General features: G+C 67.0%; 20 protein-coding genes. 14 read left to right on the plus strand and 6 right to left on the minus strand.

What is annotated here, in order from left to right; translation table 11 throughout:
* Positions 1-137 precede the first annotated feature (137 nt).
* On the minus strand, positions 138-1,043 hold the full coding sequence (locus ABIC94_RS06075) for a LysR family transcriptional regulator (RefSeq protein ID WP_436317942.1): 906 nt from the start codon (positions 1,041-1,043) through the stop codon (positions 138-140).
* A 126-nt stretch (positions 1,044-1,169) separates the two neighbouring features.
* Here ABIC94_RS06075 and ABIC94_RS06080 point away from each other — a divergent pair, with 126 nt between their 5' ends.
* The 9 genes from ABIC94_RS06080 to mgtA all read left to right on the plus strand — a co-directional run bounded on the left by ABIC94_RS06080 (position 1,170) and on the right by mgtA (position 12,135).
* Entirely contained in the window at positions 1,170-2,369 is a 1,200-nt protein-coding gene (locus tag ABIC94_RS06080; RefSeq protein ID WP_354372117.1) for a PQQ-dependent sugar dehydrogenase, read from the plus strand.
* Positions 2,366-3,016 carry a c-type cytochrome gene (locus tag ABIC94_RS06085; RefSeq protein WP_354372118.1) on the plus strand — a complete coding sequence of 217 codons (651 nt, stop codon included), beginning with the start codon at positions 2,366-2,368 and terminating at the stop codon, positions 3,014-3,016. Before ABIC94_RS06080 ends, ABIC94_RS06085 begins: the two co-directional genes overlap by 4 nt.
* A gap of 102 nt (positions 3,017-3,118) precedes the next feature.
* Positions 3,119-5,278, plus strand: coding sequence for an indolepyruvate ferredoxin oxidoreductase subunit alpha (locus tag ABIC94_RS06090; protein WP_354372119.1), 2,160 nt, complete (start codon positions 3,119-3,121; stop codon positions 5,276-5,278).
* Between the two features lie 8 nt (positions 5,279-5,286).
* Positions 5,287-6,909, plus strand: coding sequence for an indolepyruvate oxidoreductase subunit beta family protein (locus ABIC94_RS06095; protein WP_354372120.1), 1,623 nt, complete (start codon positions 5,287-5,289; stop codon positions 6,907-6,909).
* Between the two features lie 29 nt (positions 6,910-6,938).
* Entirely contained in the window at positions 6,939-7,928 is a 990-nt protein-coding gene (locus ABIC94_RS06100; RefSeq protein WP_354372121.1) for a Bug family tripartite tricarboxylate transporter substrate binding protein, read from the plus strand.
* A 19-nt stretch (positions 7,929-7,947) separates the two neighbouring features.
* Positions 7,948-8,367, plus strand: a complete 420-nt coding sequence (locus tag ABIC94_RS06105) for an acyl-CoA thioesterase (RefSeq protein WP_354372122.1) — start codon at positions 7,948-7,950, stop codon at positions 8,365-8,367.
* A gap of 23 nt (positions 8,368-8,390) precedes the next feature.
* Positions 8,391-8,600, plus strand: coding sequence for a hypothetical protein (locus ABIC94_RS06110; protein ID WP_354372123.1), 210 nt, complete (start codon positions 8,391-8,393; stop codon positions 8,598-8,600).
* Between the two features lie 339 nt (positions 8,601-8,939).
* On the plus strand, positions 8,940-9,146 hold the full coding sequence (locus ABIC94_RS06115) for a hypothetical protein (protein WP_354372124.1): 207 nt from the start codon (positions 8,940-8,942) through the stop codon (positions 9,144-9,146).
* A gap of 199 nt (positions 9,147-9,345) precedes the next feature.
* Positions 9,346-12,135, plus strand: coding sequence for a magnesium-translocating P-type ATPase (mgtA, locus tag ABIC94_RS06120; protein WP_354372125.1), 2,790 nt, complete (start codon positions 9,346-9,348; stop codon positions 12,133-12,135).
* A gap of 379 nt (positions 12,136-12,514) precedes the next feature.
* Here the strand turns inward: mgtA and ABIC94_RS06125 are convergent, their stop codons facing one another.
* The 4 genes from ABIC94_RS06125 to xdhC all read right to left on the minus strand — a co-directional run bounded on the left by ABIC94_RS06125 (position 12,515) and on the right by xdhC (position 17,769).
* Positions 12,515-13,957 carry an NAD-dependent succinate-semialdehyde dehydrogenase gene (locus ABIC94_RS06125; protein ID WP_354372127.1) on the minus strand — a complete coding sequence of 481 codons (1,443 nt, stop codon included), beginning with the start codon at positions 13,955-13,957 and terminating at the stop codon, positions 12,515-12,517.
* A 167-nt stretch (positions 13,958-14,124) separates the two neighbouring features.
* Positions 14,125-15,465 carry a glycerate kinase type-2 family protein gene (locus ABIC94_RS06130; RefSeq protein ID WP_354372129.1) on the minus strand — a complete coding sequence of 447 codons (1,341 nt, stop codon included), beginning with the start codon at positions 15,463-15,465 and terminating at the stop codon, positions 14,125-14,127.
* Between the two features lie 75 nt (positions 15,466-15,540).
* On the minus strand, positions 15,541-16,746 hold the full coding sequence (locus ABIC94_RS06135; protein WP_354372130.1) for a urate hydroxylase PuuD: 1,206 nt from the start codon (positions 16,744-16,746) through the stop codon (positions 15,541-15,543).
* A gap of 216 nt (positions 16,747-16,962) precedes the next feature.
* Entirely contained in the window at positions 16,963-17,769 is an 807-nt protein-coding gene (gene xdhC, locus ABIC94_RS06140; RefSeq protein WP_354372132.1) for a xanthine dehydrogenase accessory protein XdhC, read from the minus strand.
* Positions 17,770-17,822: 53 nt separating this feature from the next.
* Between xdhC and ABIC94_RS06145 the strand changes: the two genes are divergently transcribed.
* Positions 17,823-18,326, plus strand: a complete 504-nt coding sequence (locus ABIC94_RS06145) for a hypothetical protein (protein ID WP_354372133.1) — start codon at positions 17,823-17,825, stop codon at positions 18,324-18,326.
* Between the two features lie 3 nt (positions 18,327-18,329).
* Here the strand turns inward: ABIC94_RS06145 and uraH are convergent, their stop codons facing one another.
* Positions 18,330-18,680, minus strand: coding sequence for a hydroxyisourate hydrolase (gene uraH, locus ABIC94_RS06150; protein WP_354372134.1), 351 nt, complete (start codon positions 18,678-18,680; stop codon positions 18,330-18,332).
* Positions 18,681-18,781: 101 nt separating this feature from the next.
* On the opposite strand from uraH, the gene ABIC94_RS06155 reads away from it, so the two are divergent.
* The 4 genes from ABIC94_RS06155 to ABIC94_RS06170 are packed head-to-tail and all read left to right on the plus strand — an operon-like array spanning position 18,782 to position 23,471.
* A complete protein-coding gene (locus ABIC94_RS06155) occupies positions 18,782-19,447 on the plus strand; it encodes a GntR family transcriptional regulator (RefSeq protein ID WP_225612662.1) in 666 nt (221 codons plus the stop codon).
* A gap of 15 nt (positions 19,448-19,462) precedes the next feature.
* A complete protein-coding gene (gene puuE / locus ABIC94_RS06160) occupies positions 19,463-20,440 on the plus strand; it encodes an allantoinase PuuE (RefSeq protein ID WP_354372135.1) in 978 nt (325 codons plus the stop codon).
* A gap of 2 nt (positions 20,441-20,442) precedes the next feature.
* The gene (gene uraD / locus ABIC94_RS06165) at positions 20,443-22,221 is read left to right on the plus strand and encodes a 2-oxo-4-hydroxy-4-carboxy-5-ureidoimidazoline decarboxylase (RefSeq protein ID WP_354372136.1); all 1,779 of its coding nucleotides are present in this window, start codon (positions 20,443-20,445) and stop codon (positions 22,219-22,221) included.
* Between the two features lie 11 nt (positions 22,222-22,232).
* On the plus strand, positions 22,233-23,471 hold the full coding sequence (locus ABIC94_RS06170; RefSeq protein WP_354372137.1) for a M20 family metallopeptidase: 1,239 nt from the start codon (positions 22,233-22,235) through the stop codon (positions 23,469-23,471).

Raw genomic sequence — 23,471 nt, forward strand, 5'->3', positions numbered from 1 at the left:
TTTCAGGCAGAAAACGCGTTGAATCAACGTTGCGGTGCAACAACTTGGGTTATTTTTTGTAGGGGCTTAGACGCGCAGCCCGCTGAAAAAACCGCGCATCGCGGCGCGTACTTTGGTTGTGCTGCGCGAGCTTTCTTCTACGGCCGTTCCGAGAACAACGCGGTAATCACTTCTCGCAACCAGCGGTTCGCCGGATCGGCCTCGAAGCGCTTGCTCCAATGCAGCGACACCGTGAAATCGCGCAGCGGAAAAGCGGGCTCGACGATGGCGTAACTGCCCTCCGCTGAAAACCCGCGCGCAATGTTGCGCGGCATCACCACCGCGAGATCGGTGGCGCGCACGATGGCCGGCAGCACCATGAAGTGCTCGGTGGTGAGCCGCACGCGCTCCTCCAGATTGAGCAACTGCAATATGCGCAGCGTCTCCGCATGCGTGCGCACCGCCACGTACTCGAGCGTCTGCAGCGCCTCGATGAGCGCCTGGCTGTTGCGCCGCCCGCGCGCGAACGGATGGCCCTTGCGCAGCAGCACGATGTAGCGGTCTTTCAGCAGGTGCTTGCGCTGCGTGTCGCGCACCTTGGGCAGGAAGCCGAAGGCAAAGTCGATGCGGCCGCTGTCGAGCGCGGGCGCTATTTCCGTCGGCGGCAACGGCAGGGTCTCGATGTGAACGTTGGGCGCCAGCTCGCCGAGTCGCGCCATGAGCGGGGGCAGGAAGCGGCCTTCGCCGATGTCGCTCATGTGAATTCGAAAGGTCTTGCGCGACGCCCGCGGCTCGAAGCGGCCGGGCTCCTGCAGCGCTTCTTCCAGCGTGTTGAGCGCGGACTGCACCGCGGCCGCCAACCGGTCGGCGCGCGGTGTCGGCGCAACGCCGCCCGGCGCACGCGTGAAGAGCGCGTCTTTCAGCAGCAGGCGCAGCCGGCCCAGCCCGTGGCTCGCCGCCGGTTGCGTCAGGCCCAGCTCTTCGGCGGCGCGGCTCACGCTGCGCGCGCGATAGACCGCATCGAACAGGCGCAGCAGGTTGAGGTCCATCGTTTGTATATGCATGACATGCATATTACTTAGCTCGATTATTTTATTGAAGAGCTTGCGCGGTGCTCGCACACTGGCCGCCGTTGCCGGCAGAGACCTTCGGCAAACACCAAGAGCCCACCCACGAGAAGGAGACAAGACATGGCCAGACTGCGTCCGCATGCGGCAATTGCCGCCCTGCTTTGCGTTGCCACCACCGCCGCATGGGCCCAGCAGCCTCCGGCCGAAGAGCCGGGATGGGCCAAGGGGCGTCCCAAGACAGAGGCGGCCACGCGCATGGCGCCGGTTCCTTCTTTTCCCATTCCCACCGCGGCCGACCAGCTGCCCACCGCCAAGTTCAAGCTGCCGCCGGGCTTCAAGGTGGAGACCTGGGCCTCGGGCGTTCTCGACGCGCGCTCGCTGCGCCAAGGCGACAAGGGCACGGTGTTCGTGAGCACGCTCTTCGTGGGCAACAAGGTCTATGCCATTGCCGAGAAGGGCGACCGCAAGCCCAGGACCATCGTCGACAAGACCGAGTTCGCCACCGGCATCGAATATCACAAGGGCGCGCTCTACCTTGCCACGCACAAGCAGATCGTTCGCTACGACGGCATCGAAGACAAACTCGACAACCCCGGCACGCCGGCGGTGCTCAACGACAAGCTGCCCGGCGGGCAGGACCACAGCTGGCGCTATCTGCGCGTGCACAACGACAAGCTCTACTACGCGGTCGGCGCGCCCTGCAACATCTGCGACCCCGACGAGAAGCATGCGCGCATCTTTCGCATGAACCTGGACGGCAGCGGCATCGAGACCGTGGCGCGCGGCGTGCGCAACACGGTGGGTTTCGACTTCGACCCCAAGACCGGCAACCTCTGGTTCACCGAGAACGGGCGCGACTGGCTCAGCGAAGACCTGCCGAACGACGAACTGAACGTGGTGACCGCGCCCAACCAGCATTTCGGCTACCCGTACTGCCACCAGGGCAACATCGCCGACCCCGAGTTCGGCTGGGGCAAGAACTGCGGCGAGTTCACCAAGCCCGCCGCGTTGCTCGGCCCGCACGCCGCCGGGTTGGGCCTGGCCTTCTACAAGGGGAAGATGTTCCCGACCAAGTACCGCGGTGCCATGTTCATTGCACGCCATGGCCCGTGGAACCGCACCGTCAGGTACGCCGACATTGCCGTGGCATGGCCGGACGGCAAGGGCGGCGCGAAGGTCGAGCCCTTCATGACGGGCTTTGTCGAGAACAACAACTATCTCGGCCGGCCGGTGGACTTTCTGGTGCTGAAGGACGGCTCCATGCTCGTGAGCGACGACCACGCGGGCGCCATCTACCGCATCAGCTACGGCGGCCGATGAGCAGGGGCCTCTCCCTCACGCAGGGCATTGCGGGCATCGCCATGACGTTCCTCGCTTCAGCGGCACCGCCTGCCAGTGCACAGGGTACGCAGGCGACACAGGGAGCCTATGCGCAGCGTTATGCGGCGGTGTGCGCGTCGTGCCACGGCGCGAACGGGCGCAGCGACATGGCGGGAACACCGGTGCTCGCGGGCCAGCATTCGTTCTACGCCATCACGCAGCTGTTTCTGTTCCGCGAAGGCCGGCGCGACAACCCCGCGATGTCGGCGGTGGCAAAGACTATGAAGGACGAGGACCTGCGCGGCTTCTCGGAATTCATCGCCACGCTGCCGGCCGTACCCGCACCGCCGCCGGCGGCGCCGCCCGATGCAGCGCGCATGGCGCGCGGCCAGGCCTTGGCACAAACGCACCGCTGCGTGATCTGCCACGGCGCCGACCTGAGCGGCGGGCAGCAGGTGCCGCGCATCGCGCAGCAGCGCGAAGACTATCTGCAGATGACGCTGCACGGCTTTCGCACCGGCAAGCGGCCGGGCTACACGCAAGCCATGACCGAGGCGCTGAGCGGCATCCCGCCGGAAGACCTGGACACCCTGGCCTATTACGTGGCGCGCTTCCCCGGCACAGCCGCCAAGCCGCCCGGCAAGTAGCAGCCGGTACCGCAACGCAACGCCGGCGAAAGCGCGGCGCGGGGAACGCGCGCCCTTGCCCCGAACCATTCAATTCACATCAACCCACCGGAGCCGAATCTCTTGGAAGTTTCATTCAGCAAGGAAGTGCAATCGCTGCGCCTGGGCGCCGGCGACACATTCCACGGCGAGGGCATTCTCGCGATCACCAAAGGCCTGCTGCAATCGGGCGTGGCCTATGTCGGCGGCTACCAGGGCGCGCCGGTCTCGCACCTGCTCGACGTGATGGTGCAGGCCAAGGCGTACATGGACGAGCTCGGCGTGCACGTGGAGGCCTGCTCCAACGAAGCTTCCGCGGCCGCAATGCTCGGCGCTTCCATTCACTACCCGTTGCGCGGTGCCGTGACGTGGAAGTCCATCGTGGGCACCAACGTGGCGGCCGATGCGCTCTCCAACCTCTCGTCGCCCGGCGTGACCGGCGGCGTGCTGATCGTGGTGGGCGAGGACTATGGCGAAGGCGCGAGCGTGATCCAGGAGCGCACGCATGCCTATGCGCTCAAGTCGAGCATGTGCCTGCTCGACCCTCGGCCCGATCTCGGCGAAATGGTGCGCATGGTGGAGCACGGCTTCCGGCTCTCGGAAGCCTCGAGCATGCCCTGCCTCATGGAGCTGCGCATCCGCACCTGCCATGTGCGCGGCAGCTTCGAATGCAAGGACAACATCGCGCCCGCCGTGTCGACCCGGGCGTTGATGAGCGAGCCCGCGGGCTTCGACTACATGCGGCTGGCGCATCCGCCCGTCACCTTCCGGCACGAGAAGCTCAAGGGCGACGAGCGCATTCCGGCGGCGCGGCGCTACATCGTGGAACACGGGCTCAACGAACTGATTGCGGGCAGCCGCCATGCCGACCTCGGCATCGTGGTGCAGGGCGGGCTCTACAACGCGCTGATCCGCAGCCTGCAGCAGCAGGGCCTGGCCGATGCCTTCGGCGGGACGGACGTTCCGATTCTGGTGCTCAACGTGACCTACCCGCTGGTGCCCGAACAGGTGGCCGACTTCTGCGTGGGCAAGCGCGCGGTGCTGGTGGTGGAAGAAGGCCAGCCCGAATACATCGAACAGGACATCGCCACGCTGCTGCGCCGGCGCGACATCCAGACACCGCTGCACGGCAAGGACATGCTGCCTTCGGCGGGCGAGTACGGCGTCGAGGTGCTCGCGGGCGGCATCGGCGTGTTTGCTGCGAAGTACATCGCGCCGAGCGAAGCCTCGTCGTCCGCAGAGGCTTGGCTTGCGGGCAATCGCGAGCGCCGCGAGGCGGTGGCGCGCCAGCTCTCCACGCTGTTGCCCAACCGGCCGCCGAGTTTTTGCGTCGGCTGTCCCGAGCGCCCGGTGTTCTCTGCCCTGAAGCTCGCGCAGCAGGAAACCGGGCCGGTGCACATTGCCGCCGACATCGGCTGCCACGCCTTCGGCACCTTCGAGCCCTTTTCGATGGGGCATTCGATCCTCGGCTACGGCATGAGCCTGGCGAGCCGCGCGGGCGTGGCGCCGATGATGAACCGGCGCACGCTGTCGATCATGGGCGATGGCGGCTTCTGGCACAACGGCCTGCTCACGGGCGTGCAGAGCGCGCTCTTCAACGACGACGACGCGGTGCTGCTGATCTTCAAGAACGGCTACACCTCGGCCACCGGCACGCAGGACATCATCTCCACGCCCGACGACGAGATGAAGGAGCGCGCGGTCGACAAGCAGCAGAGCCTGGTCGACAAGAACCAGACCATCGAGGCCACGCTGACGGGCCTGGGCGTGAAGTGGATGCGCACGGTAACCACCTACGACGTGGAACGCATGCGCAAGACGCTGACCGAAGCGCTCACCAGCGACTTCAACGGCCTGAAGGTGGTGATCGCCGAAGGCGAGTGCCAGCTGGAGCGCCAGCGCCGCATCAAGCCCTGGATTGCAGGCCTGCTCAAGAAGGGCGAGCGCGTGGTGCGCGTGAAATACGGCGTCGACGAAGACGTGTGCAACGGCGACCACGCCTGCATCCGCCTTTCGGGCTGCCCCACGCTCACGCTGAAGGACAACCCCGATCCGCTCAAGGTCGACCCCGTGGCCACGGTGATCGACGGCTGCGTGGGCTGCGGCCTGTGCGGCGAAAACGCGCACGCGGCCACGCTGTGCCCGAGCTTCTATCGCGCCGAGGTGGTGCAGAACCCGAAGTGGCATGAACGCCTGCTGCACTCGCTGCGCGGTGCCGTGGTGCGTGCCCTTCAACCCGCATGAGTCACGCCATGGAACAGAACCGACCCATCACCCTTCTCGTCTGCGCCCTGGGCGGCGAAGGCGGCGGCGTGCTCACCGAGTGGCTGGTCGACATTGCCCGCCACGCCGGCTATGCCGCGCAGAGCACATCGATTCCCGGCGTGGCGCAGCGCACCGGCGCCACCACCTACTACATCGAAGTGTTCCCCGTGCCGCTCGCGCAGCTCGGCGGCAGGCGGCCTGTGTTCAGCCTGAGCCCGGTGCCGGGCGCGCTCGACGCCATCGTGTCGTCGGAACTGCTCGAGACCGCGCGCCAGATCGGCAACGGCATGAGCGCGCCGCTGCGCACGCTGGTCATCAGCTCTTCGGCACGCATCTTCACCACGGCCGAACGCATGCAGCCCGGCGACGGCCGCGCCGATGGGCAGCAACTGCTCGACGTGGTCAAGGCCTTCAGCCGCGAACACCATGTGTTCGACATGAACGCCGTGGCGCGCGAGGCCGGCACGGTGGTCAGCGCCGTGATGCTCGGCGCCATTGCGGGCAGCGGCCTCTTTCCGTTCCCGCGCGGGGCCTACGAGCACGTGGTGCGCGGCGGCGACACCAGCGCGCCTGAAAAGCTCGGCAAGATGGCCGCCGCAAGCCTGCGCGGATTTGCCGCCGCCTTCGACGCGGTAAGCGCGCCGCGCGCACAAGCCGCCTTCGTGAGCAGCGTGATGGCCGGCGACACGAACGACGCACCGCCACCGGCCCGAGCGCTGCCCGATGAACTGGCGCGGCGCTTTCCACCGGCGGTGCACAACATGCTCGCGCTCGGCCATGCGCGCGTGCTCGACTACCAGGACACCGCCTACGCCGGGCTCTACGCCGATCGGCTGGCCAAGGTGCTCGATGCCGAACGCGCGGCAGACCCGGCGGGCGCGCGCGGCTTCGCCGTCACCCGAGAAGCCGCGCGTTGGCTCGCGCTGTGGATGGCCTTCGACGACATCGTGCGCGTGGCCGCACTGAAAGGCCGCGCAGGCCGCGCACAGCGCGTGCGGCAGGAGGTGCGGGCCACCGATGAAGACATCGTGAAGGTCTATGACCACTTCAAGCCCGGCGCGCCCGAGTTCGCCGCGTTGCTGCCGCCTGGTCTTTCGCGCCGCGTGACGGCGTGGGACCGGGGGCGCCAGGCACGCGGCCGCGAGCCTTGGGCGCTGCCGCTCAAGGTGGGCAGCCACTCGGTGTTCGGCATGGCGTCGCTGCGGCTGCTGTCTTCGCTGAAGTGGCTGCGCCGCCGAGGCCAGCGCTTCGCCGAAGAACAGGCCTTGATCGAACGCTGGCTCGCGGCCGTGGTAACCGGCACGCGAGAAGCCTGGGCGCTGGGCCACGAACTTGCGCTGTGCGGCCGACTCATCAAGGGCTACGGCAGCACCAACGAGCGCGGCAAGCACAACCTGCTGCACGTGATCGACGAACTCGCGGGCCGCGCAGCGCTGCCCGCATCAACACGTGCCGAAGCGATTGCCGCGGCGCGCGAGGCAGCCCTGGCCGACGAAGGCGGCAAGGCGCTCGACGCCGCGCTGGTGCGCCACGGCGCCGCGCCGAGGCCGGTGCAGGCGCAGCCTATCCGCTGGATGAAACGGCCGCCGTCCGCCACCGCCCGATCCTGAATTCATAACAACCAAGGAGACACGACACCATGCCCCACCACGCCCTTCCCTGGCGGCGACGCCTCTTGTTCACCGCCGCCTGCGCGCTGCTGGCCTGCACGCACGTGCAGACGCATGCCGACACCTGGCCCTCCAAGCCGATCAAGGTGATCGTCAACTTCCCGCCCGGCGGCGCCGCGGACCAGATCGCGCGCGCGGTCTCGCAGCCGCTGCAGGAGGCGCTCAAGCAACCCGTGGTGATCGAAAACCGCGCGGGCGCCAACGGCAACGTCGGCGGCGAGGCGGCGGCGCGCGCCCCTGCCGACGGCTACACGCTGCTCATGAGCTCGGGCGGCATGGTGTCGGTGAACCCGCACCTGTATTCGCGGATGAGCTTCGATCCGGCCAAAGACCTGGTGCCGGTGGCCGCGGCCGCGCGCGTGCTGGTCTTTCTGGTCGCCAAGCCTTCGCTGCCGCCCACGAATGTGCGCGAGTTCATCTCGTACCTCAAGGCCAACCCCGGCAAGCTCTCGTACGGTTCGCCGGGCAGCGGCAGTTCGCCGCACCTGGCCGGCGAGATGTTCAAGAGCCAGGCCGGCGTCTTCGCGCTGCACGTGCCCTACCGCGGCGCGGCGCCTGCCCTGCAGGACCTGCTCGCGGGCCAGATCGACTACGCCTTCGATCCCGGCATCGGCCTGCAGCAGGTGCGCGCCGGCAAGCTGCGGCTGCTGGCGGTGGGCAGCCCGCACCGCTCGCCGCTCTTTCCCGATGTGCCCACGCTCGACGAGGCGGGCCTGTGCGGCTTCGACGCAGACACGGTGTTCGGTTTCTATGCGCCCGCGGGCACGCCGCCGGAGGTGGTGGCGCAGCTCAATGCGCAGATCAACCGGGCGCTCGTGCTGCCGGCGGTGAAAGACCGCATTGCCGCGCTCGGCGGCGATGCGGTGCCGGGCTCGCCCGCCGAGTTCCAGCAGCGCGCCGCGGCCGATTCGCAGCGCTTCGGCGCGCTGATCCGCGACCGGAAGATCATCGCGGATTGAGAGCCACGACAATGAACCGATGAGCAGCAGCAAAGAAATCTCCTACACCGCGCGCGTCGAGTTCGGCGACTGCGACCCGGCCGGCATCGTCTGGTTTCCCAACTTCTTCCGCTGGATCGACGCGGCCTCGCGCCACTTCTTCGCGGAATGCGGCGTGCCGCGCTGGGAGGAAACGGCGCAGACGCTCGGCGTGATCGGCACGCCGCTGGTCGACACGCACACGCGCTTCGTCAAGGCCGCGAGCTACGGCGACACGCTGCAGATTGCGGTGCGCATCACAGAGTGGCGCGACAAGAGCTTTGTGCAGACCTACCGCGTGACGCGCGGCGACGAGCTCATTCTCGAGTGCGAAGAGGTGCGCATCTTTGCCGCAAAACGCGAGGGCGGCGGCATCCGCGCGGTGCCGATTCCGCCGGCGATCCGCGCGCTCTGCGAGTAGCCCTCGGGTCTTAGAATGGCCCGATGAATTGGCGCACCCTTCTCCCGCTCGCTTTGCTCGTCACCGGCTGCTCGGTGCCTCCCAACCAGGTGGTTCCTTTCCGTGATGGCGTTCTGCGTGCCGTCACGTACACGCAGGCTGCCGACTACTGCAGCGCCAAGGGCCAGACGCCGCGATGGCTCGGAAAGGCGCCCGCGGAATCCGGCGTTCTGTTCCAGTGCAACGCCAACTGACCGCCAGCTGAGCGCGATGGATAGCCCCGCGCAAAACCGAGCCAAGGGTTGACGCCCCTTATGACGCAGTGCAACAATCGCGTATCTTTACTTCGGAGCCCCGTGCGTGGACAGTGCCAGTTGGATCAGTGACAAGACGCGTGCCTCGGCAGGCGTGACACATCCGGCCCTCTAGCGCAGGCTCCTTTGCGCTGCGGCCGCCGTGCACGCAGCGTGACCCGTTCGCCATTCAGGCCAGCGGTTCTCCCCTTCCGAATCCCGTCGCTCTCCGTCACTGACTATTTCAGTCAGCTTGCGTGTGTCCGTGCACGAGGCCCTTCAACGCGAAGGAGCCTTGCCATGCGTCAATTCCAATCCCGTCAGCAGCAGCACCAGCAGCCGGTGCAGGAACCCGTTCGCCCGTCGGCGCACGTGCCTGCGCGCGCAGTCACGGCGCAGGACGTCGAGAACGAAACGCTGGACCGGGCCGCCGCGCTCTGGACCACGCGGCGCATCCGCAGCTTCTTCCTGCTGCTCGAGCAACCATCCCGCACGACGCAGCGCTGAGGCGCACCGCACGCTCCGCAAGCAAGAAACAAGGAGGCCTTCCATGGACCCCGCTTCTCATTGGCGCCCCTGCGCGCCGCCCATGTTCCGACCGATCGATAACAACGAGATGCAGCGCACCGCGCCGCAAGGGGACTCCCACGCCTGATTGACGCGGGAGGTTCTTCCCTTCGCGGCCAGCGCCGTGAAGGAAAAAAACATGAAGAACGTCCTGAAGTCCCTTTTCGAGAGCTTCCTGCGCAGCCGCCGCATGCTGCATCATTTCGAGCGCTGGCAGACACTGCTGGGCTCGAAGCCCGCCGGCGCCGCCCCGGCCGCCATGCCCCCCGACATCGCAAGGGCACTGGCCACTGCGGCGCGCACCGATGCCGGCGAAATGCTCGCCAGCCTCCACAGTTCACCGCAAGGCCTGGCCGAAAGCCAGGCGCAGGCGCTGCGCCAGCGGCTCGGCAGCAACGAGGTTCGCCACGAGCAGCCGCTGTCCTGGTGGGTACATCTGTGGCAGTGCTACCGCAACCCCTTCAACCTCCTGCTGACCGTGCTGGCGCTGGTCTCGTACGTTACCGAGGACATGAAGGCCGCGCTCGTGATCGGCAGCATGGTGGTGCTGTCGACGGTGCTGCGCTTCGTGCAGGAGTCTCGCTCCAGCAAGGCGGCCGAGCGGCTCAAGGCCATGGTGAGCAACACGGCCACCGTGCTGCGGCCCGTGCCGGGCCGGGAGGCCGGCGACGCACGCGATGCGGGCGACGAAGGCTTCGACTCCACTCCCACGCACGCGGGCACGGTGCGCGTCGAAGTGCCGATGCGCGACCTGGTACCGGGCGACGTGATCGCGCTCTCGGCGGGCGACATGATCCCTGCCGATTGCCGGCTGCTGAATGCCAAGGACCTGTTCATCAGCCAGTCCGCCCTGACGGGCGAAGCCATGCCCGTCGAGAAGTTTTCGATCGACCGCGGCAGCGACGAAGCCGGCGTGCTCGAACGCGAGAACCTGCTCTTCATGGGCACCAACGTGATCAGCGGCACCGCCACCGCGCTCATCGTGCACACCGGCAGCCGCACGTTCTTCGGCGCGCTCGCGCAGCGCGTGACCGCCACCGACCAGGGCACCAGCGCATTCCAGGCCGGCATCAACCGCGTGAGCTGGGTGCTGATCCGCTTCATGCTGGTAATGGCGCCGCTGGTGCTGGTGATCAACGGCGTGGCCAAGGGCGACTGGTGGGAGGCGGCGCTGTTCGCGCTATCGATCGCGGTCGGCCTCACGCCCGAGATGCTGCCGATGATCGTGACCGCCACGCTGGCCAAGGGCGCGGTGGTGATGTCGCGCCAGAAGGTGATCGTGAAGCGGCTCGAGGCGATTCACAACTTCGGCGCCATGGACGTGCTGTGCACCGACAAGACCGGCACGCTGACGCAGGACCGCATCGTGCTGGAGCGCCACACCAACGCCTGGGGCGAAACCTCGGACCACGTGCTGCAGATGGCCTACCTGAACAGTTTTCACCAGACAGGCCTGAAAAACCTCCTCGACAAGGCCGTGCTGAGCCACGCCGAGATGCAGCCGGAGACGCGGCTGCAAACGGCCTGGCGAAAGATCGACGAAGTGCCTTTCGACTTCTCGCGCCGCCGCATGTCTGTCGTGGTGGAGAACGGCGGCGGCGAGCATCTGTTGATCTGCAAGGGCGCGCTGGAAGAGATCCTTTCGGCCTGCACCTCGGTCGAGCGCGGCGACGATGTGCTGCCGCTGGACGCCAGCCTGCTCGCACGCATCCACGGCATTGCGTCGGAGCTCAACACCCAGGGCCTGCGCGTGGTGGCCGTGGCCAGCCGCGTGGTTACCAGTGGAGCGCAAAGCGCTCCGCACCCCGCCTACAGCGTGGCCGATGAATCCGCGCTCACGCTGCTGGGTTATGTCGCCTTTCTCGATCCGCCGAAGGAGTCGACCGCGCCCGCGCTGCGCGCGTTGGCCGAGCACGGCGTGGCGGTGAAAGTGCTGACGGGCGACAACGAACTGGTCGCGCGCAAGGTCTGCGGCGACGTGGGTATCGAAGCCGGCCATGTCGTGCTCGGCCGGGAGATCGAAGCGCTGGACGACGCGGGGCTGCGCACGCTCGTCGAACGGCACCAGGTGTTCGCCAAGCTCACGCCGGCGCACAAGGAGCGCATCGTGCACGCGCTGCATGCGAACGGGCACGTGGTTGGCTTCATGGGCGACGGCATCAACGACGCGCCCGCGCTGCGCGCCGCGGACATCGGCATTTCGGTGGACGGCGCGGTGGACGTGGCCAAGGAATCGGCCGACATCATCCTGCTCGAGAAGAGCCTGATGGTGCTGGAGCAAGGCGTGGTGGAAGGCCGGCGCACGTTCGCCAACATGCTCAAATACATCAAGCTAACGGCGAGCTCGAATTTCGGCAATGTGTTCTCGGTGCTGGTGGCGAGTGCGTTCCTGCCGTTTCTGCCGATGCTCCCTTTGCATCTGCTGGTGCAGAACCTGCTGTACGACGTGTCGCAAATCGCGATTCCGTTCGATAACGTCGACGCCGAGTTCCTGCGCAAGCCGCAGAGCTGGAATCCGGCCGACCTGGGCCGTTTCATGCTGTTCTTCGGGCCGCTGAGCTCGGTGTTCGACATCCTGACCTACGCCGTGATGTGGTTCGCGTTCTCGGCCAACACGGTTGCTCACCAGACCTTGTTCCAGTCGGGCTGGTTCGTCGAAGGCCTGTTGTCGCAAACGCTGATCGTGCACCTGATCCGCACGCGAAAAATCCCCTTCCTGCAAAGCCGCGCCGCCTGGCCGCTGCTGGCCATGGGCGCCGCGATTGCCGCAGCGGGTATCTGGCTGCCGATGGGGCGGCTCGCGCACTACTTCAGGCTGCAGGCGCTTCCGCTGGCCTACTTTCCATGGCTGGCCGCGATGCTGGCCGGCTATGCAACGCTCACGCAGACGGTCAAGGGTTGGTACGCGCGGCGGTATGGGTGGCAGTGACGTTTTTGTCTTTGCTTTGTCAGGGCGCTCTGTTGGGGGCGCTGCTGTTCAGGGCTTGTGCAAAGGCCACCGGGTACTCCCCTCCGCGAATGTCCCCCGCCTTCGGCTCCTCCTTTATTTCGCTGCGGGGAGCACCCGATGCCCTGTGCACATGGACGCGCTGCTGGTGTTCCGCTGATCAACGACCGCTCTTTGCAACGCACCCGTCGATGGGGTGCCTTGCGCAGCGAAATAAAGGAGGAGGCCGCAGGCCGGGGGACATTCGCGGAGCAAGGTACCCCGTCGGCGGGAGCGCCGCCCTGAACAACGACGCAAAAAAGGCGGCACCGCCGAAGCAATGCCGCCTTTCAAAAGAACCTAGGCGATCTGAACGAACCGCTCAGATGCTCATGATCGAAACAGCCTTGGTGTTCAGGTAAGCCTCAAGCGCCTCGGGGCCGCCTTCGGAGCCGTAGCCCGAATCCTTCACGCCGCCGAACGGCATTTCCGGCGACGGCGCGGCGGGCTGGTTGATCCACAGCATGCCGAGCTCGAGCTTCTGGCTCAGCAGGTGCGCATTCTTGATCGACTTGGTGAAAGCGTAGCCAGCCAGGCCGAACGGCAGGCGGTTGGCCTCGGCAATGGCTTCTTCGAGCGTGTCGAAGCCGCGGATCGCTGCAATGGGGCCGAAGGGTTCGTTGTTGAACACGTCGGCATCGAGCGGCACGTCGGTCAGCACGGTGGGTGCGAAGAAGTTGCCCGTGTCGCCGACGCGTTCGCCGCCGGCGACCACGGTCGCGCCCTTCTTGCGCGCATCGTCCAGCACGTGGGCCATGGCCGTGAGGCGGCGCGCGTTGGCGAGCGGGCCGAGGGTCGTGCCTTCGGTCAGGCCGTCGCCGAGCTTCAGGCCTTCGGTGTACTTGACCAGCGTGCGGGCGAATTCTTCGCGCAGGCTGTTGTGCACCAGGAAGCGGGTCGGCGAAATGCAGACCTGGCCCGCATTGCGGAACTTGGCGGCGCCCGCGGCCTTGACGGCCAGGGCCACGTCGGCGTCTTCAGCCACGATGACCGGTGCGTGGCCGCCCAGTTCCATGGTGACCCGCTTCATGTGCGAGCCGGCCAGCGCGGCCAGCTGCTTGCCGACCGGGGTGGAGCCCGTGAAGGTTACCTTGCGGATGATCGGGTGCGAAATCAGGTAGTTCGAAATCTCGGCCGGGTTGCCGAACACCAGGCCCACGGTGCCAGGCGGAATGCCGGCATCGACAAAAGCCTGCAGCAGCGCGGCGGGCGAGGCCGGAGTTTCTTCGGGCGCCTTCACCAGGAACGAGCAGCCGGTGGCCAGTGCGGCGCCGAGCTTGCGCACGATCTGGTTGATGGGGAAGTTCCACGGCGTGAACGCGGCGACGGGGCCCAGCGGCTCCTTGATCACCAGCTGCTGCGCAGCCAGGTTGCGCGAGGGCACGATGCGGCCGTAGACGCGGCGGCCCTCGTCGGCAAACCATTCGATGATGTCGGCGGCGGCCAGCGTTTCGCCCTTGGCTTCGGCCAGCGGCTTGCCCTGTTCCTGCGTGAGCAGCCTGGCGATTTCGGGGGCGCGTTCGCGGATCAGGCCGGCGGCACGGCGCATGATGGCGGCGCGCTCGTTGGCGGGCGTGTTGCGCCACTTTTCAAAGCCGCGCTGGGCGGCGGCCAGGGCGCGGTCGAGGTCGGCGATGCTGGCATGCGCCACCTTGCCGATGGCCTTGCCGGTGGCCGGGTTCACGACGTCCAGGGTCTTGCCGCCGGTGGCGTCGACCCATTCGTTGTCGATCAGCAGGCGGGTGTCGGTGTAGCTGGCGGTCATGGCGAACTTTTCCTTCGAGGACTGGATGGTGAAAAAGGGGAAATCTGGATGCGCGGTGCGGCACCCGGAAGGTGCGCTTGCGACAGCGGCGCAATTTGCCGCCGGGGGCATAGATTAACCCGAGTTCGCGAAGCCCGCAGGAGCCGGGAAACCGGCCCTTCCTGCCGCTACAGGATCAGCAGCGCGCGAAAGTCGTTGACGTTGGTGTTCGTCGGCCCGGTCACGAACAGGTCGCCGATGGCGTCGAAATAGCCATACGCGTCGTTGCGGTCGAGATGGTCCGACAGCTTCCTGCCGGCCGCGGCGGCGCGCGCCAGCGTGTCGGGCGCAACGAAGGCGCCGGCGTTGTCTTCCACGCCGTCGATGCCGTCGGTGTCCGCGGCCAGCGCCCACACCTGCGGCTGGCCCATGAGCGCGCCGGCCAGTCCCATGCAGAGCTCGCCGGCCCGCCCGCCCCGACCCTTGGCCTGGCCGGGCTGGCGCGGCCGGATCGTCACGGTGGTTTCGCCACCCGAAAGAATGACGCACGGCCGCGCAAAGGGCTGGCCGCGGTTCGCCACGGCGCGCGCCAGCGCCGCGTGCACCTTGCCGACCTCGCGCGATTCGCCCTCGATTTCATCGCTGAGGATGTGCGCTTCGATGCCGGCTTCGCGTGCCGCCTTGGCCGCGGCTTCGAGCGATTGCTGCGGCGTGGCGATCATGTGTACTTCATGGCCCTTGAAGACCGCATCGCCCGGCTTCGGGGTTTCGAGTTCGCCGCTTTCGAGCTGGGCGCGCACCGGCGCCGGCACTTCGATGCCGTAGCGATCGAGGATGGCCAGCGCGTCGGCGCAGGTGGTGGCGTCGGGCACCGTGGGGCCACTCGCAATGACGGCCGCATCGTCGCCCGGCACGTCGCTGATGGTGAGCGTGACCACCCGCGCCGGGGCGCAGGCCGCGGCCAGCCGGCCGCCCTTGATGCGCGAGAGGTGCTTGCGCACGCAGTTCATCTCGCCGATGTGCGCGCCGCTGTCGAGCAGTTGCTTGTTGATGCGCTGCTTGTCGGCCAGCGTGAGGCCTTCGGCCGGCAGCACCAGCAGCGACGAACCGCCGCCCGAAATGAGGCACAGCACCAGGTCATCGGCCGTGAGGCCCTGCGTCAGCGCAAGAATGCGCTCTGCAGCCTGCTGCCCAGCCGCATCGGGCACCGGGTGCGCAGCCTCGACGAGTTCGATGCGCTGGGGCACACCTTCGGGGCGCGGCGGAATGTGGTCGTAGCGCGTAACGACGAGGCCCGACAGCGGCGCATCGGCCGGCCACAGGGCTTCGAGCGCCTGCACCATCGAGCCGCCGGCCTTTCCGGCGCCGAGCACCAGCGTGCGGCCCTTGGGCGGCTTCGGCAGATGGGCGCCCAGCGTGGAGAGCGGCAACGCGCGATCCACCGCCACGCGGTAGAGATGTTCGAGGAAGGCGCGCGGTGCTTCGCGCGGGTCGGGAGCGGGCCCGATGGACGAGGTCGATGCGGTCATGGCTTGCTTTGTCTCCATCCGGCAATTGTGCGGCGAACGGCGGCCCGCTCTCTTGACCGCGGTCTATCTCTGCGTCTAGTTGGTCTTTGCGCCCGCCTGGAACCAGCGGCCGATCAATGCCCGCTCTTCGTCCGTCATGCCCGTTGCGTTGTTCATCGGCATGATCTTGGTGACCACCACCTGCTGGTAAATGGCCTGCGCATGCGCCGCCACCTGGTCGGGCGTGTCGACGCGCACGTTCTTCATTTGCACGGCCGCGCCGTGGCACATGAAGCAGCGCTGCTCGAGCACCTTCTGCACGTCCTTGAACGCCACGGCGGGCGCTGCTGATGCAGCCGCGGGCGCCGCAGCCGGCTCGGGCTTCATCCACACGATGGTGAGGCCCAGCACCACGATGCCGATCAGCGCGTACGGCAGCGGGTTGCCCGCGTTGCCGAGCTTGAACCGATGCCGCACCACGAAGAACTGGCGAATGGCCGCGCCGCCCAGCATGATGAGCAGCAGCACGATCCAGTTGTACTTGTGCGTGTAGGTGAAGCTGTAGTGGTTGCTCAGCATCGCAAACAGCACGGGCAGCGTGAAGTAGGTGTTGTGCACGCTGCGCTGCTTGCCGCGCTGGCCGTGCACCGGATCGACCGGCCGACCTTCGCGCAGCGCCTGCACGTTCTTGCGCTGGCCCGGAATGATCCAGAAGAACACGTTGCCGCTCATCGTGGTGGCCATCATGGCGCCCACGAGCAAAAAGGCCGCGCGGCCCGCGAACCACTGGCAGGCCAGCCAGGTTGCGAAGACGATGAAGACGGCAATCAGCACGCCGACGATGGTGTCGCCGTTCTTGCGGCGGCCGAAGATCTGGCAGATGCCGTCGTACACCATCCAGAACACGACGAAGAAGGCCAGTGCCACGCCGATGGCGGCGCCGGGCTGCCAGTCCATCTTCGACTTGTCGATCAGGTAGGTGCTCGCGTTCCACAGGTACGACATGGTGAAGAGCGCAAAGCCCGTGAGCCACGTGCTGTAGCTCTCCCAGTACGACCAGTGCAGGTGGTCCGGCAGCTTCTTGGGCGCCAGCGCGTACTTCTGCATGTTGTAGAAGCCGCCGCCGTGCACGGCCCATTGCTCGCCGCCCACGCCCTTGTCGAGCGATTCCTGGTCCTGCGGCTTCTCGAGGCTGTTGTCCAGCATCACGAAGTAGAAGGAGGCGCCGATCCAGGCGATGGCGGTGATGACGTGGACCCAGCGCAGCAGCAGGTTGGCCCAGTCGAGGTAGTAGCTTTCCATGTGCTCTCTCTCAACCCTCGTGGCGCGCGGGGACGCCATCAAGGGGTTTCAGCCTGCTCACCACTGCGGGCGCTGTAAGCAGAGAAAGTGCCGCGAACGCAGGCTCCATGAAATGGGCCTCGCTCCGCTGCGGCTTGTTGTGGACTGAAAGTGTATACAGTTTTGGCAAAAGGCGGGGTGCTTTTTTGAAGGCGTCGCCGCCGGGGAAAACCCTGTTCAACCCAACGACTGCAACAACTGTGCCGCCACCGCGACGGCGATCACCTCCGGCTCCTTGCCCGTGATGCCGGGCACGCCGATGGGGCAGGTGATGCGGGCCAGCTCGCCGGGCGTGAAGCCCCGCGCCTCGAGCCGGTGGCTGAAGGTGGCCCACTTGGTCTTGCTGCCGATCAGGCCGATGTAGGGCAGGTCGTTGTGCGTGCGCAGGCGCTTCAGGCAGGCGATGACGATGTCCAGGTCTTCGGCATGGCTGAAGCTCATGATCAGCACACGGCTGCCCGGTGCGAGCGCGGCCACGGCGTCCTGCACGGGCTCGGAGTGCTCGGTGTCGATCTGCGCCGGCAGCGCCTCGGGGAACACACCGTCGCGGCTGTCGATCCAGCGCACCGTGAACGGCAAACTCGCCAGCAGCCGCGCGAGTGCGGCGCCCACGTGGCCGCCGCCGAACAGTGCGACTGGCTTGAGCTGCGCGACCAGGTCGCGTTGCAGCGCCGGCGCGTCGGCGGCCGTGATGCGCCGGTACGACAGAAACACCACGCCGCCGCAGCACTGGCCCAGGCTCGGGCCGAGCGGATAGCGCTGGGTGCCGTCGATGGCACGCTGGCCCGCGAGCAGCTCGCGCGCTTCCTGCGTGGCCTGGAACTCGAGCTGGCCGCCGCCGATGGTGCCCGTGAGCCCTTCGGCCCACACCGCCATCCAGGTGCCGGCCTCGCGCGGCGCCGAGCCCTGCGTCGATTCGACGCGCACCAGCACCGCGTCTGCGCGCGCAAGGCGCGCCAGCAGCTGATCGACCATGCCGTTCATTTCCGATACCTTCGGTTGCGGGGTTGCATGAGACTCACGGTATAAACCCAGCGATGAATCGTCAGCTTACGCCCCGTCGCCTCGCCTTGGCGGCATCCGCTCTTTCTTGCGCTCTCTGGCTTGCCGGCTGCGGGAGCACCGGCACCGTTCCGGGACAGCTGAGCGAAGCCAAGACCGACAGGGGTACGGCCGGCGCCGTGCCCCGCGCATCGAATGCGGCAACGGCGCGCGAGTACCGTCGCGACGCGGCACGCCACATCTACGAGGCCAACAGGTCGCGCATCTACAGCGGCCGGCTGCCGCCCCTGCTCTACGCCGTCGGCACGCTGCAGGTCCACCTCGATGCGGGCGGCAAGGTCGTGTCGCTGCATTGGATGCGCGCGCCCAAGCATGCACCCGAGGTCATCGCGGAGATCGAACGCTTCGTGCTGCAGGCCGCGCCCTTCCCTGCGGCCACGCGCCTCGGCGCGGTCACCTGGACCGACACCTGGCTGTGGGACAAGAGCGGGCGCTTCCAGCTCGACACGCTCACCGAAGGCCAGCAACAAGGCGACTGACCCTCAGGAGCCGCGGTACGTGGAGTAGCTCCACGGGCTCACGAGCAGCGGCACGTGGTAGTGCTGGTCGGTGTGCGCCACGCCGAAGTCCAGCGACACCTTGTTCAGGAAATTGGGCTCGGGCAGCTTCACGCCGCGCGCCTTGAAATAACTCGCCACATCGAACACCAGCCGGTAGGTGCCGACCTTGAGCGAGTTGTTGTCGTAGAGCGGCCCGTCGCTGCGGCCGTCCGAATTCAGCGTGAAACGCTTCACCAGCGTGGCGGCGTCGCCGTGGGTGGTGTACAGCGCCACCTCCATGCCGGCGGCGGGGCCGCCGTGCATTGTGTCGAGTACGTGGGTGCTCAGGCCCATGGGGCGCTCCTTCAATGATGGAACCGAGGTTCGGATGGGGTGGGAAATTCCGGTGGACAAAAGTGTATACAGTTACCGGCTTTGGGTCTATCATGAAAAACATGGAGTCCTCCACCACCCGTTCGATCGTCGACGCGCTGACCAAGGCGATCGTCGAGCACCGGCTGCAGCCCGGCACCAAGCTGGCCGAGCAGAAGCTGGCCGACCACTTCGGTGTGTCGCGCACGCTGGTGCGCCAGGCGCTGTTCCAGCTCTCGCAGAACAAGCTCATTCGCCTCGAGCCCGCGCGCGGCGCCTTCGTGGCGGCCCCGGCCGTCGATGAGGCCCGGCAGGTGTTCGCGGTGCGCCGCATGCTCGAAGCCGAGATGACGCGCGAGTTCGTGCGCACCGTCACGCCCGCGAAGATCAAGGCGCTGAAGGAACACGTGGCGCTCGAAAAGTCCGCCGTGTCGGGCGAAGACATTTCGGGCCGCACCGAGCTGCTGGGCGACTTCCACGTGCGCATGGCCGAGCTCATGGGCAACCAGGTGCTGGCGCAAATACTCGGCGAGCTGATCTCGCGCTGCGCCCTCATCACGCTCATGTACCAGAGCACGAGCGCGGCCGAGCACTCCAACGACGAGCACGCCGACATCGTGAAGGCGCTGGCCGCCCGCGACGAAGAGCGCGCCGTGCGCCTCATGACCGAACACCTGGAACACGTCGAGGCCAACCTCACGTTCGACCGCAAGGTTCCGACCAACGACATCTCGCTTGCACTGTCCTGAACATTCCATGACCCCATGACTGTCTACGACACCACCCTGCCCTACCCGCGCGACCTCGTCGGCTACGGCCGCAACCCGCCGCATGCCCAATGGCCCGGCGGCGCGCGCATTGCGGTGCAGTTCGTCCTCAACTACGAAGAAGGCGGCGAAAACGCCACGCTGCACGGCGATGCGGGCTCCGAGCAGTTCCTTTCCGAGATGTTCAACCCTGCCAGCTTTCCGGACCGGCACATCAGCATGGAAGGCATCTACGAGTACGGCTCGCGTGCCGGCGTGTGGCGCATCCTGCGCGAGTTCGAAAAGCGCGGCCTGCCGCTCACCGTGTTCGGCGTGGGCATGGCACTGGAACGCTACCCCGAGCTCACCGACGCCTTCAAGGAACTGGGCCACGAAATCGCCTGCCACGGCTGGCGCTGGATTCATTACCAGAACCTCGACGAAGCCACCGAGCGCGAGCACATGCGCCTGGGCATGGAAGCCATCGAAAAGCTCACCGGCGAGCGCGCGCTCGGCTGGTACACCGGCCGCGACAGCCCGCGCACCCGCCGCCTGGTAGCCGACTACGGCGGCTTCGAATACGACAGCGACTACTACGGCGACGACCTGCCCTTCTGGATGAAGGTGCAGAAGACCGACGGCACCGTGGTGCCGCAGCTCATCGTGCCCTACACGCTCGACTGCAACGACATGCGCTTTGCGCTGCCGCAGGGCTACTCGCATGCCGACCCGTTCTTCCAGTACATGAAGGACACCTTCGACGCGCTCTATGCCGAAGGCGACCCCGCCGGCGACAACAGCCCCAAGATGATGAGCATCGGCATGCATTGCCGGCTGCTCGGGCGGCCCGGCCGCATCACCGCGCTGCAGCGCTTTCTCGACCACATCGGCCAGCACGACCGCGTGTGGGTCTGCCGGCGCGTCGACATCGCGCGGCACTGGAAGCAGGCGCATCCTTTCACACCGGACGTCACTTCGGCCGTTACAGGAAACTGACCATGAGCCTGACCATCGCCCAACTCAACGCCGCCGCGCCGGCCGAAGCCGTCGCGCTGCTCGACGGCATCTACGAGCACTCGCCGTGGATCGCCGAGCGCGCACTGGCCGCGCGCCCCTTCCGCTCGCTCGCGCATCTGAAGCACGCACTCGTGAAAGCCGTGGCCGCGGCTTCGGCCGACGAACAGCTGGGCCTGATCCGCGCCCACCCCGAGCTCGCGGGCAAGGCCATGGTCAGCAAGACGCTCACGGCCGAGTCGACCAACGAGCAGAGCAAGGCCGGCCTGACCGACTGCACGCCCGCAGAATTCGCGAAGATCCAGCAGCTCAATGCCGACTACAACGCGAAGTTCGGCTTTCCGTTCATCCTCGCGGTACGCGGGCCGCGCGGCACGGGCCTTGCCAAGCGCGAGATCATCGACACCTTCGAGCGCCGGCTGTTCAACCACCCGGCCTTCGAACTCGGCGAGGCGTTGCGCAACATCCATCGCATTGCCGAAATCCGCCTCGACGACAAGTTCGGCGCCGACATCACGCTCGGCAACGACGTGTGGGACTGGCAGGAAGCTCTCTCGGTGCACACCGACCCCGGCTATGCCGAAAAGGGCCAGCTCACCGTCACCTACCTGACCGACGCGCACCGCGCCTGCGCCGCACAAATCTCGGGCCTGATGCGCGATTGCGGATTCGACTCGGTGCACATCGACGCGGTCGGCAACGTGGTCGGCCGTTACGAGGGGGCCACGCCCGATGCGAAAGCACTGCTCACCGGCTCGCACTACGACACCGTGCGCAACGGCGGCAAGTACGACGGGCGCCTGGGCATCTTCGTGCCGATGGCCTGCGTACGCGAGCTCAAGCGCCAAGGCAGGCGCCTGCCCTTCGCCTTCGAGGTGGTCGGCTTCGCGGAAGAAGAAGGCCAGCGCTACAAGGCCACCTTCCTGGGATCGGGCGCGCTCATCGGCCATTTCGACCAGCGCTGGCTCGACCAGAAGGATGCCGACGGCATCACCATGCGCGAGGCCATGCAGCACGCGGGCCTGAAGCAGGAAGACATCCCGAAGATCCAGCGCGACCCGGCCCGCTACCTGGGCTTTGTCGAGGTGCACATCGAGCAGGGCCCGGTGCTCACCGAGCTCGACCTGCCGCTGGGCATCGTCACCGCCATCAACGGCGGCGTGCGCTACGTGGGCGAGGTCATCGGCACGGCCAGCCATGCCGGCACCACGCCGATGGACCGCCGGCGCGACGCCGCCGCCGCGGTGGCCGAACTCATTCTCTACACCGAGCAACGCGCCGCGAAAGACGGCGACTCCGTCGGCACCGTCGGCATGCTCGAAGTGCCGAGCGGCTCGATCAACGTGGTGCCGGGGCTCTGCAAGTTCAGCCTCGACATGCGCGCGCCGAACAATGCACAGCGCGATGCGCTGACCGCCGACGTGCTCGCCGAACTCAAGGCCATCTGCGCACGCCGCGGCGTGCGCTACGAAATCGAGGAAAGCATGCGGGCCTCCGCCGCACCGAGCGCACCCGCATGGCAACAGCGCTGGGAGAAGGCGGTCGATGCCCTCGGCATTCCGCTTTTCCGCATGCCCAGCGGCGCCGGCCACGACGCGATGAAGCTGCACGAAGTGATGCCGCAGGCCATGCTCTTCGTGCGCGGCATCAACTCGGGCATCAGCCACAACCCGCTCGAATCGAGCACCAACGACGACATTCAGCTCGCGGTCGAAGCCTTCCAGCATCTGCTCGACAACCTCGCCGCCGAACAAGCTCACTGAAAAGAAAAAACATGACCGACTACGCCAAGCTCGACGCCTGGATCGACGCGCACTTCGACGAGGAAGTGCAGTTCCTGCAGCAACTGGTGCGCGTGCCCACCGATACGCCGCCCGGCAACAACGCGCCGCACGCCGAGCGCACGGCCGAGCTGCTGAAGGACTTCGGCCTGGACGCCGAGAAACATGCGGTACCCGAGCAGGAAGTGAAGGACTACGGCCTCGAATCGATCACCAACCTGATCGTGCGCCGACCCTACGGCAGCGGCGGCCTCACCGTGGCGCTCAATGCGCACGGCGACGTGGTGCCCCCCGGCGAAGGCTGGACGCATGACCCCTACGGCGGCGAAATTGCCGATGGCAGCCTTTACGGCCGCGCGGCCGCCGTGAGCAAGAGCGACTTCGCGAGCTTCACCTTCGCTCTGCGCGCGCTCGAAGCCGTGGCCAAGCCGACCAAGGGCAGCGTGGAACTGCATTTCACCTACGACGAAGAATTCGGCGGCATCCTCGGCCCGGGCTGGCTGCTCAAGCAGGGGCTCACCAGGCCCGACCTGATGATCGCGGCGGGCTTCAGCTACGAAGTGGTCACCGCGCACAACGGCTGCCTGCAGATGGAAGTGACGGTGCACGGCAAGATGGCGCATGCGGCCATTCCCACCACCGGCGTCGATGCGCTGCAGGGCGCGGTGAAGATCCTCAATGCGCTCTATGCGCAGAACACGCTCTACCAGCAGGTAACGTCGAAGGTCGAGGGCATCACGCACCCGTACCTCAACGTGGGCCGCATCGAAGGCGGCACCAACACCAACGTGGTGCCCGGCAAGGTCGTGTTCAAGCTCGACCGCCGCATGATCCCCGAAGAAAACCCGGTCGAGGTCGAGGCGACGATCCGCAAGGTGATCGCCGATGCGGCCGCCAGTTTTGGAACGGACGGCGCCGGCATCACGGTGGAAATCAAGCGCCTGCTGCTCGCCAATTCGATGAAGCCGCTGGCCGGCAACAAGCCGCTGGTCGACGCCATCCAGAAGCACGGGCAAACTGTATTCGGCGAGCCGGTCAAGGCCATGGGCACACCGCTCTACACCGACGTGCGCCTCTACGGCGAAGCCGGCATTCCGGGCGTGATCTACGGTGCCGGCCCGCGCACCGTGCTCGAGTCGCACGCCAAGCGCAGCGACGAGCGCGTGCTGCTCGAAGACCTGCGCCGCGCCACCAAGGTGATCGCGCGCACGCTGAGCGACCTGCTGGCCTGA

It is taken from the genome of Variovorax paradoxus, assembly GCF_040544635.1.
Classification (GTDB): domain Bacteria; phylum Pseudomonadota; class Gammaproteobacteria; order Burkholderiales; family Burkholderiaceae_C; genus Variovorax; species Variovorax paradoxus_R.

Coding starts and splice junctions, on each gene's coding strand:
- ABIC94_RS06110 (WP_354372123.1), top strand. CDS start 8,391: ATGAATTGGCGCACCCTTCTCCCGCTCGCTTTGCTCGTCACCGGCTGC.
- uraH (WP_354372134.1), bottom strand. CDS start 18,680: ATGGGCCTGAGCACCCACGTACTCGACACAATGCACGGCGGCCCCGCC.
- ABIC94_RS06145 (WP_354372133.1), top strand. CDS start 17,823: ATGAATCGTCAGCTTACGCCCCGTCGCCTCGCCTTGGCGGCATCCGCT.
- ABIC94_RS06100 (WP_354372121.1), top strand. CDS start 6,939: ATGCCCCACCACGCCCTTCCCTGGCGGCGACGCCTCTTGTTCACCGCC.
- mgtA (WP_354372125.1), top strand. CDS start 9,346: ATGAAGAACGTCCTGAAGTCCCTTTTCGAGAGCTTCCTGCGCAGCCGC.
- ABIC94_RS06115 (WP_354372124.1), top strand. CDS start 8,940: ATGCGTCAATTCCAATCCCGTCAGCAGCAGCACCAGCAGCCGGTGCAG.
- ABIC94_RS06155 (WP_225612662.1), top strand. CDS start 18,782: ATGGAGTCCTCCACCACCCGTTCGATCGTCGACGCGCTGACCAAGGCG.
- ABIC94_RS06135 (WP_354372130.1), bottom strand. CDS start 16,746: ATGGAAAGCTACTACCTCGACTGGGCCAACCTGCTGCTGCGCTGGGTC.
- ABIC94_RS06075 (WP_436317942.1), bottom strand. CDS start 1,043: ATGCATATACAAACGATGGACCTCAACCTGCTGCGCCTGTTCGATGCG.
- ABIC94_RS06170 (WP_354372137.1), top strand. CDS start 22,233: ATGACCGACTACGCCAAGCTCGACGCCTGGATCGACGCGCACTTCGAC.
- ABIC94_RS06085 (WP_354372118.1), top strand. CDS start 2,366: ATGAGCAGGGGCCTCTCCCTCACGCAGGGCATTGCGGGCATCGCCATG.
- ABIC94_RS06105 (WP_354372122.1), top strand. CDS start 7,948: ATGAGCAGCAGCAAAGAAATCTCCTACACCGCGCGCGTCGAGTTCGGC.
- ABIC94_RS06125 (WP_354372127.1), bottom strand. CDS start 13,957: ATGACCGCCAGCTACACCGACACCCGCCTGCTGATCGACAACGAATGG.
- uraD (WP_354372136.1), top strand. CDS start 20,443: ATGAGCCTGACCATCGCCCAACTCAACGCCGCCGCGCCGGCCGAAGCC.
- ABIC94_RS06080 (WP_354372117.1), top strand. CDS start 1,170: ATGGCCAGACTGCGTCCGCATGCGGCAATTGCCGCCCTGCTTTGCGTT.
- ABIC94_RS06095 (WP_354372120.1), top strand. CDS start 5,287: ATGGAACAGAACCGACCCATCACCCTTCTCGTCTGCGCCCTGGGCGGC.
- puuE (WP_354372135.1), top strand. CDS start 19,463: ATGACTGTCTACGACACCACCCTGCCCTACCCGCGCGACCTCGTCGGC.
- xdhC (WP_354372132.1), bottom strand. CDS start 17,769: ATGAACGGCATGGTCGATCAGCTGCTGGCGCGCCTTGCGCGCGCAGAC.
- ABIC94_RS06130 (WP_354372129.1), bottom strand. CDS start 15,465: ATGACCGCATCGACCTCGTCCATCGGGCCCGCTCCCGACCCGCGCGAA.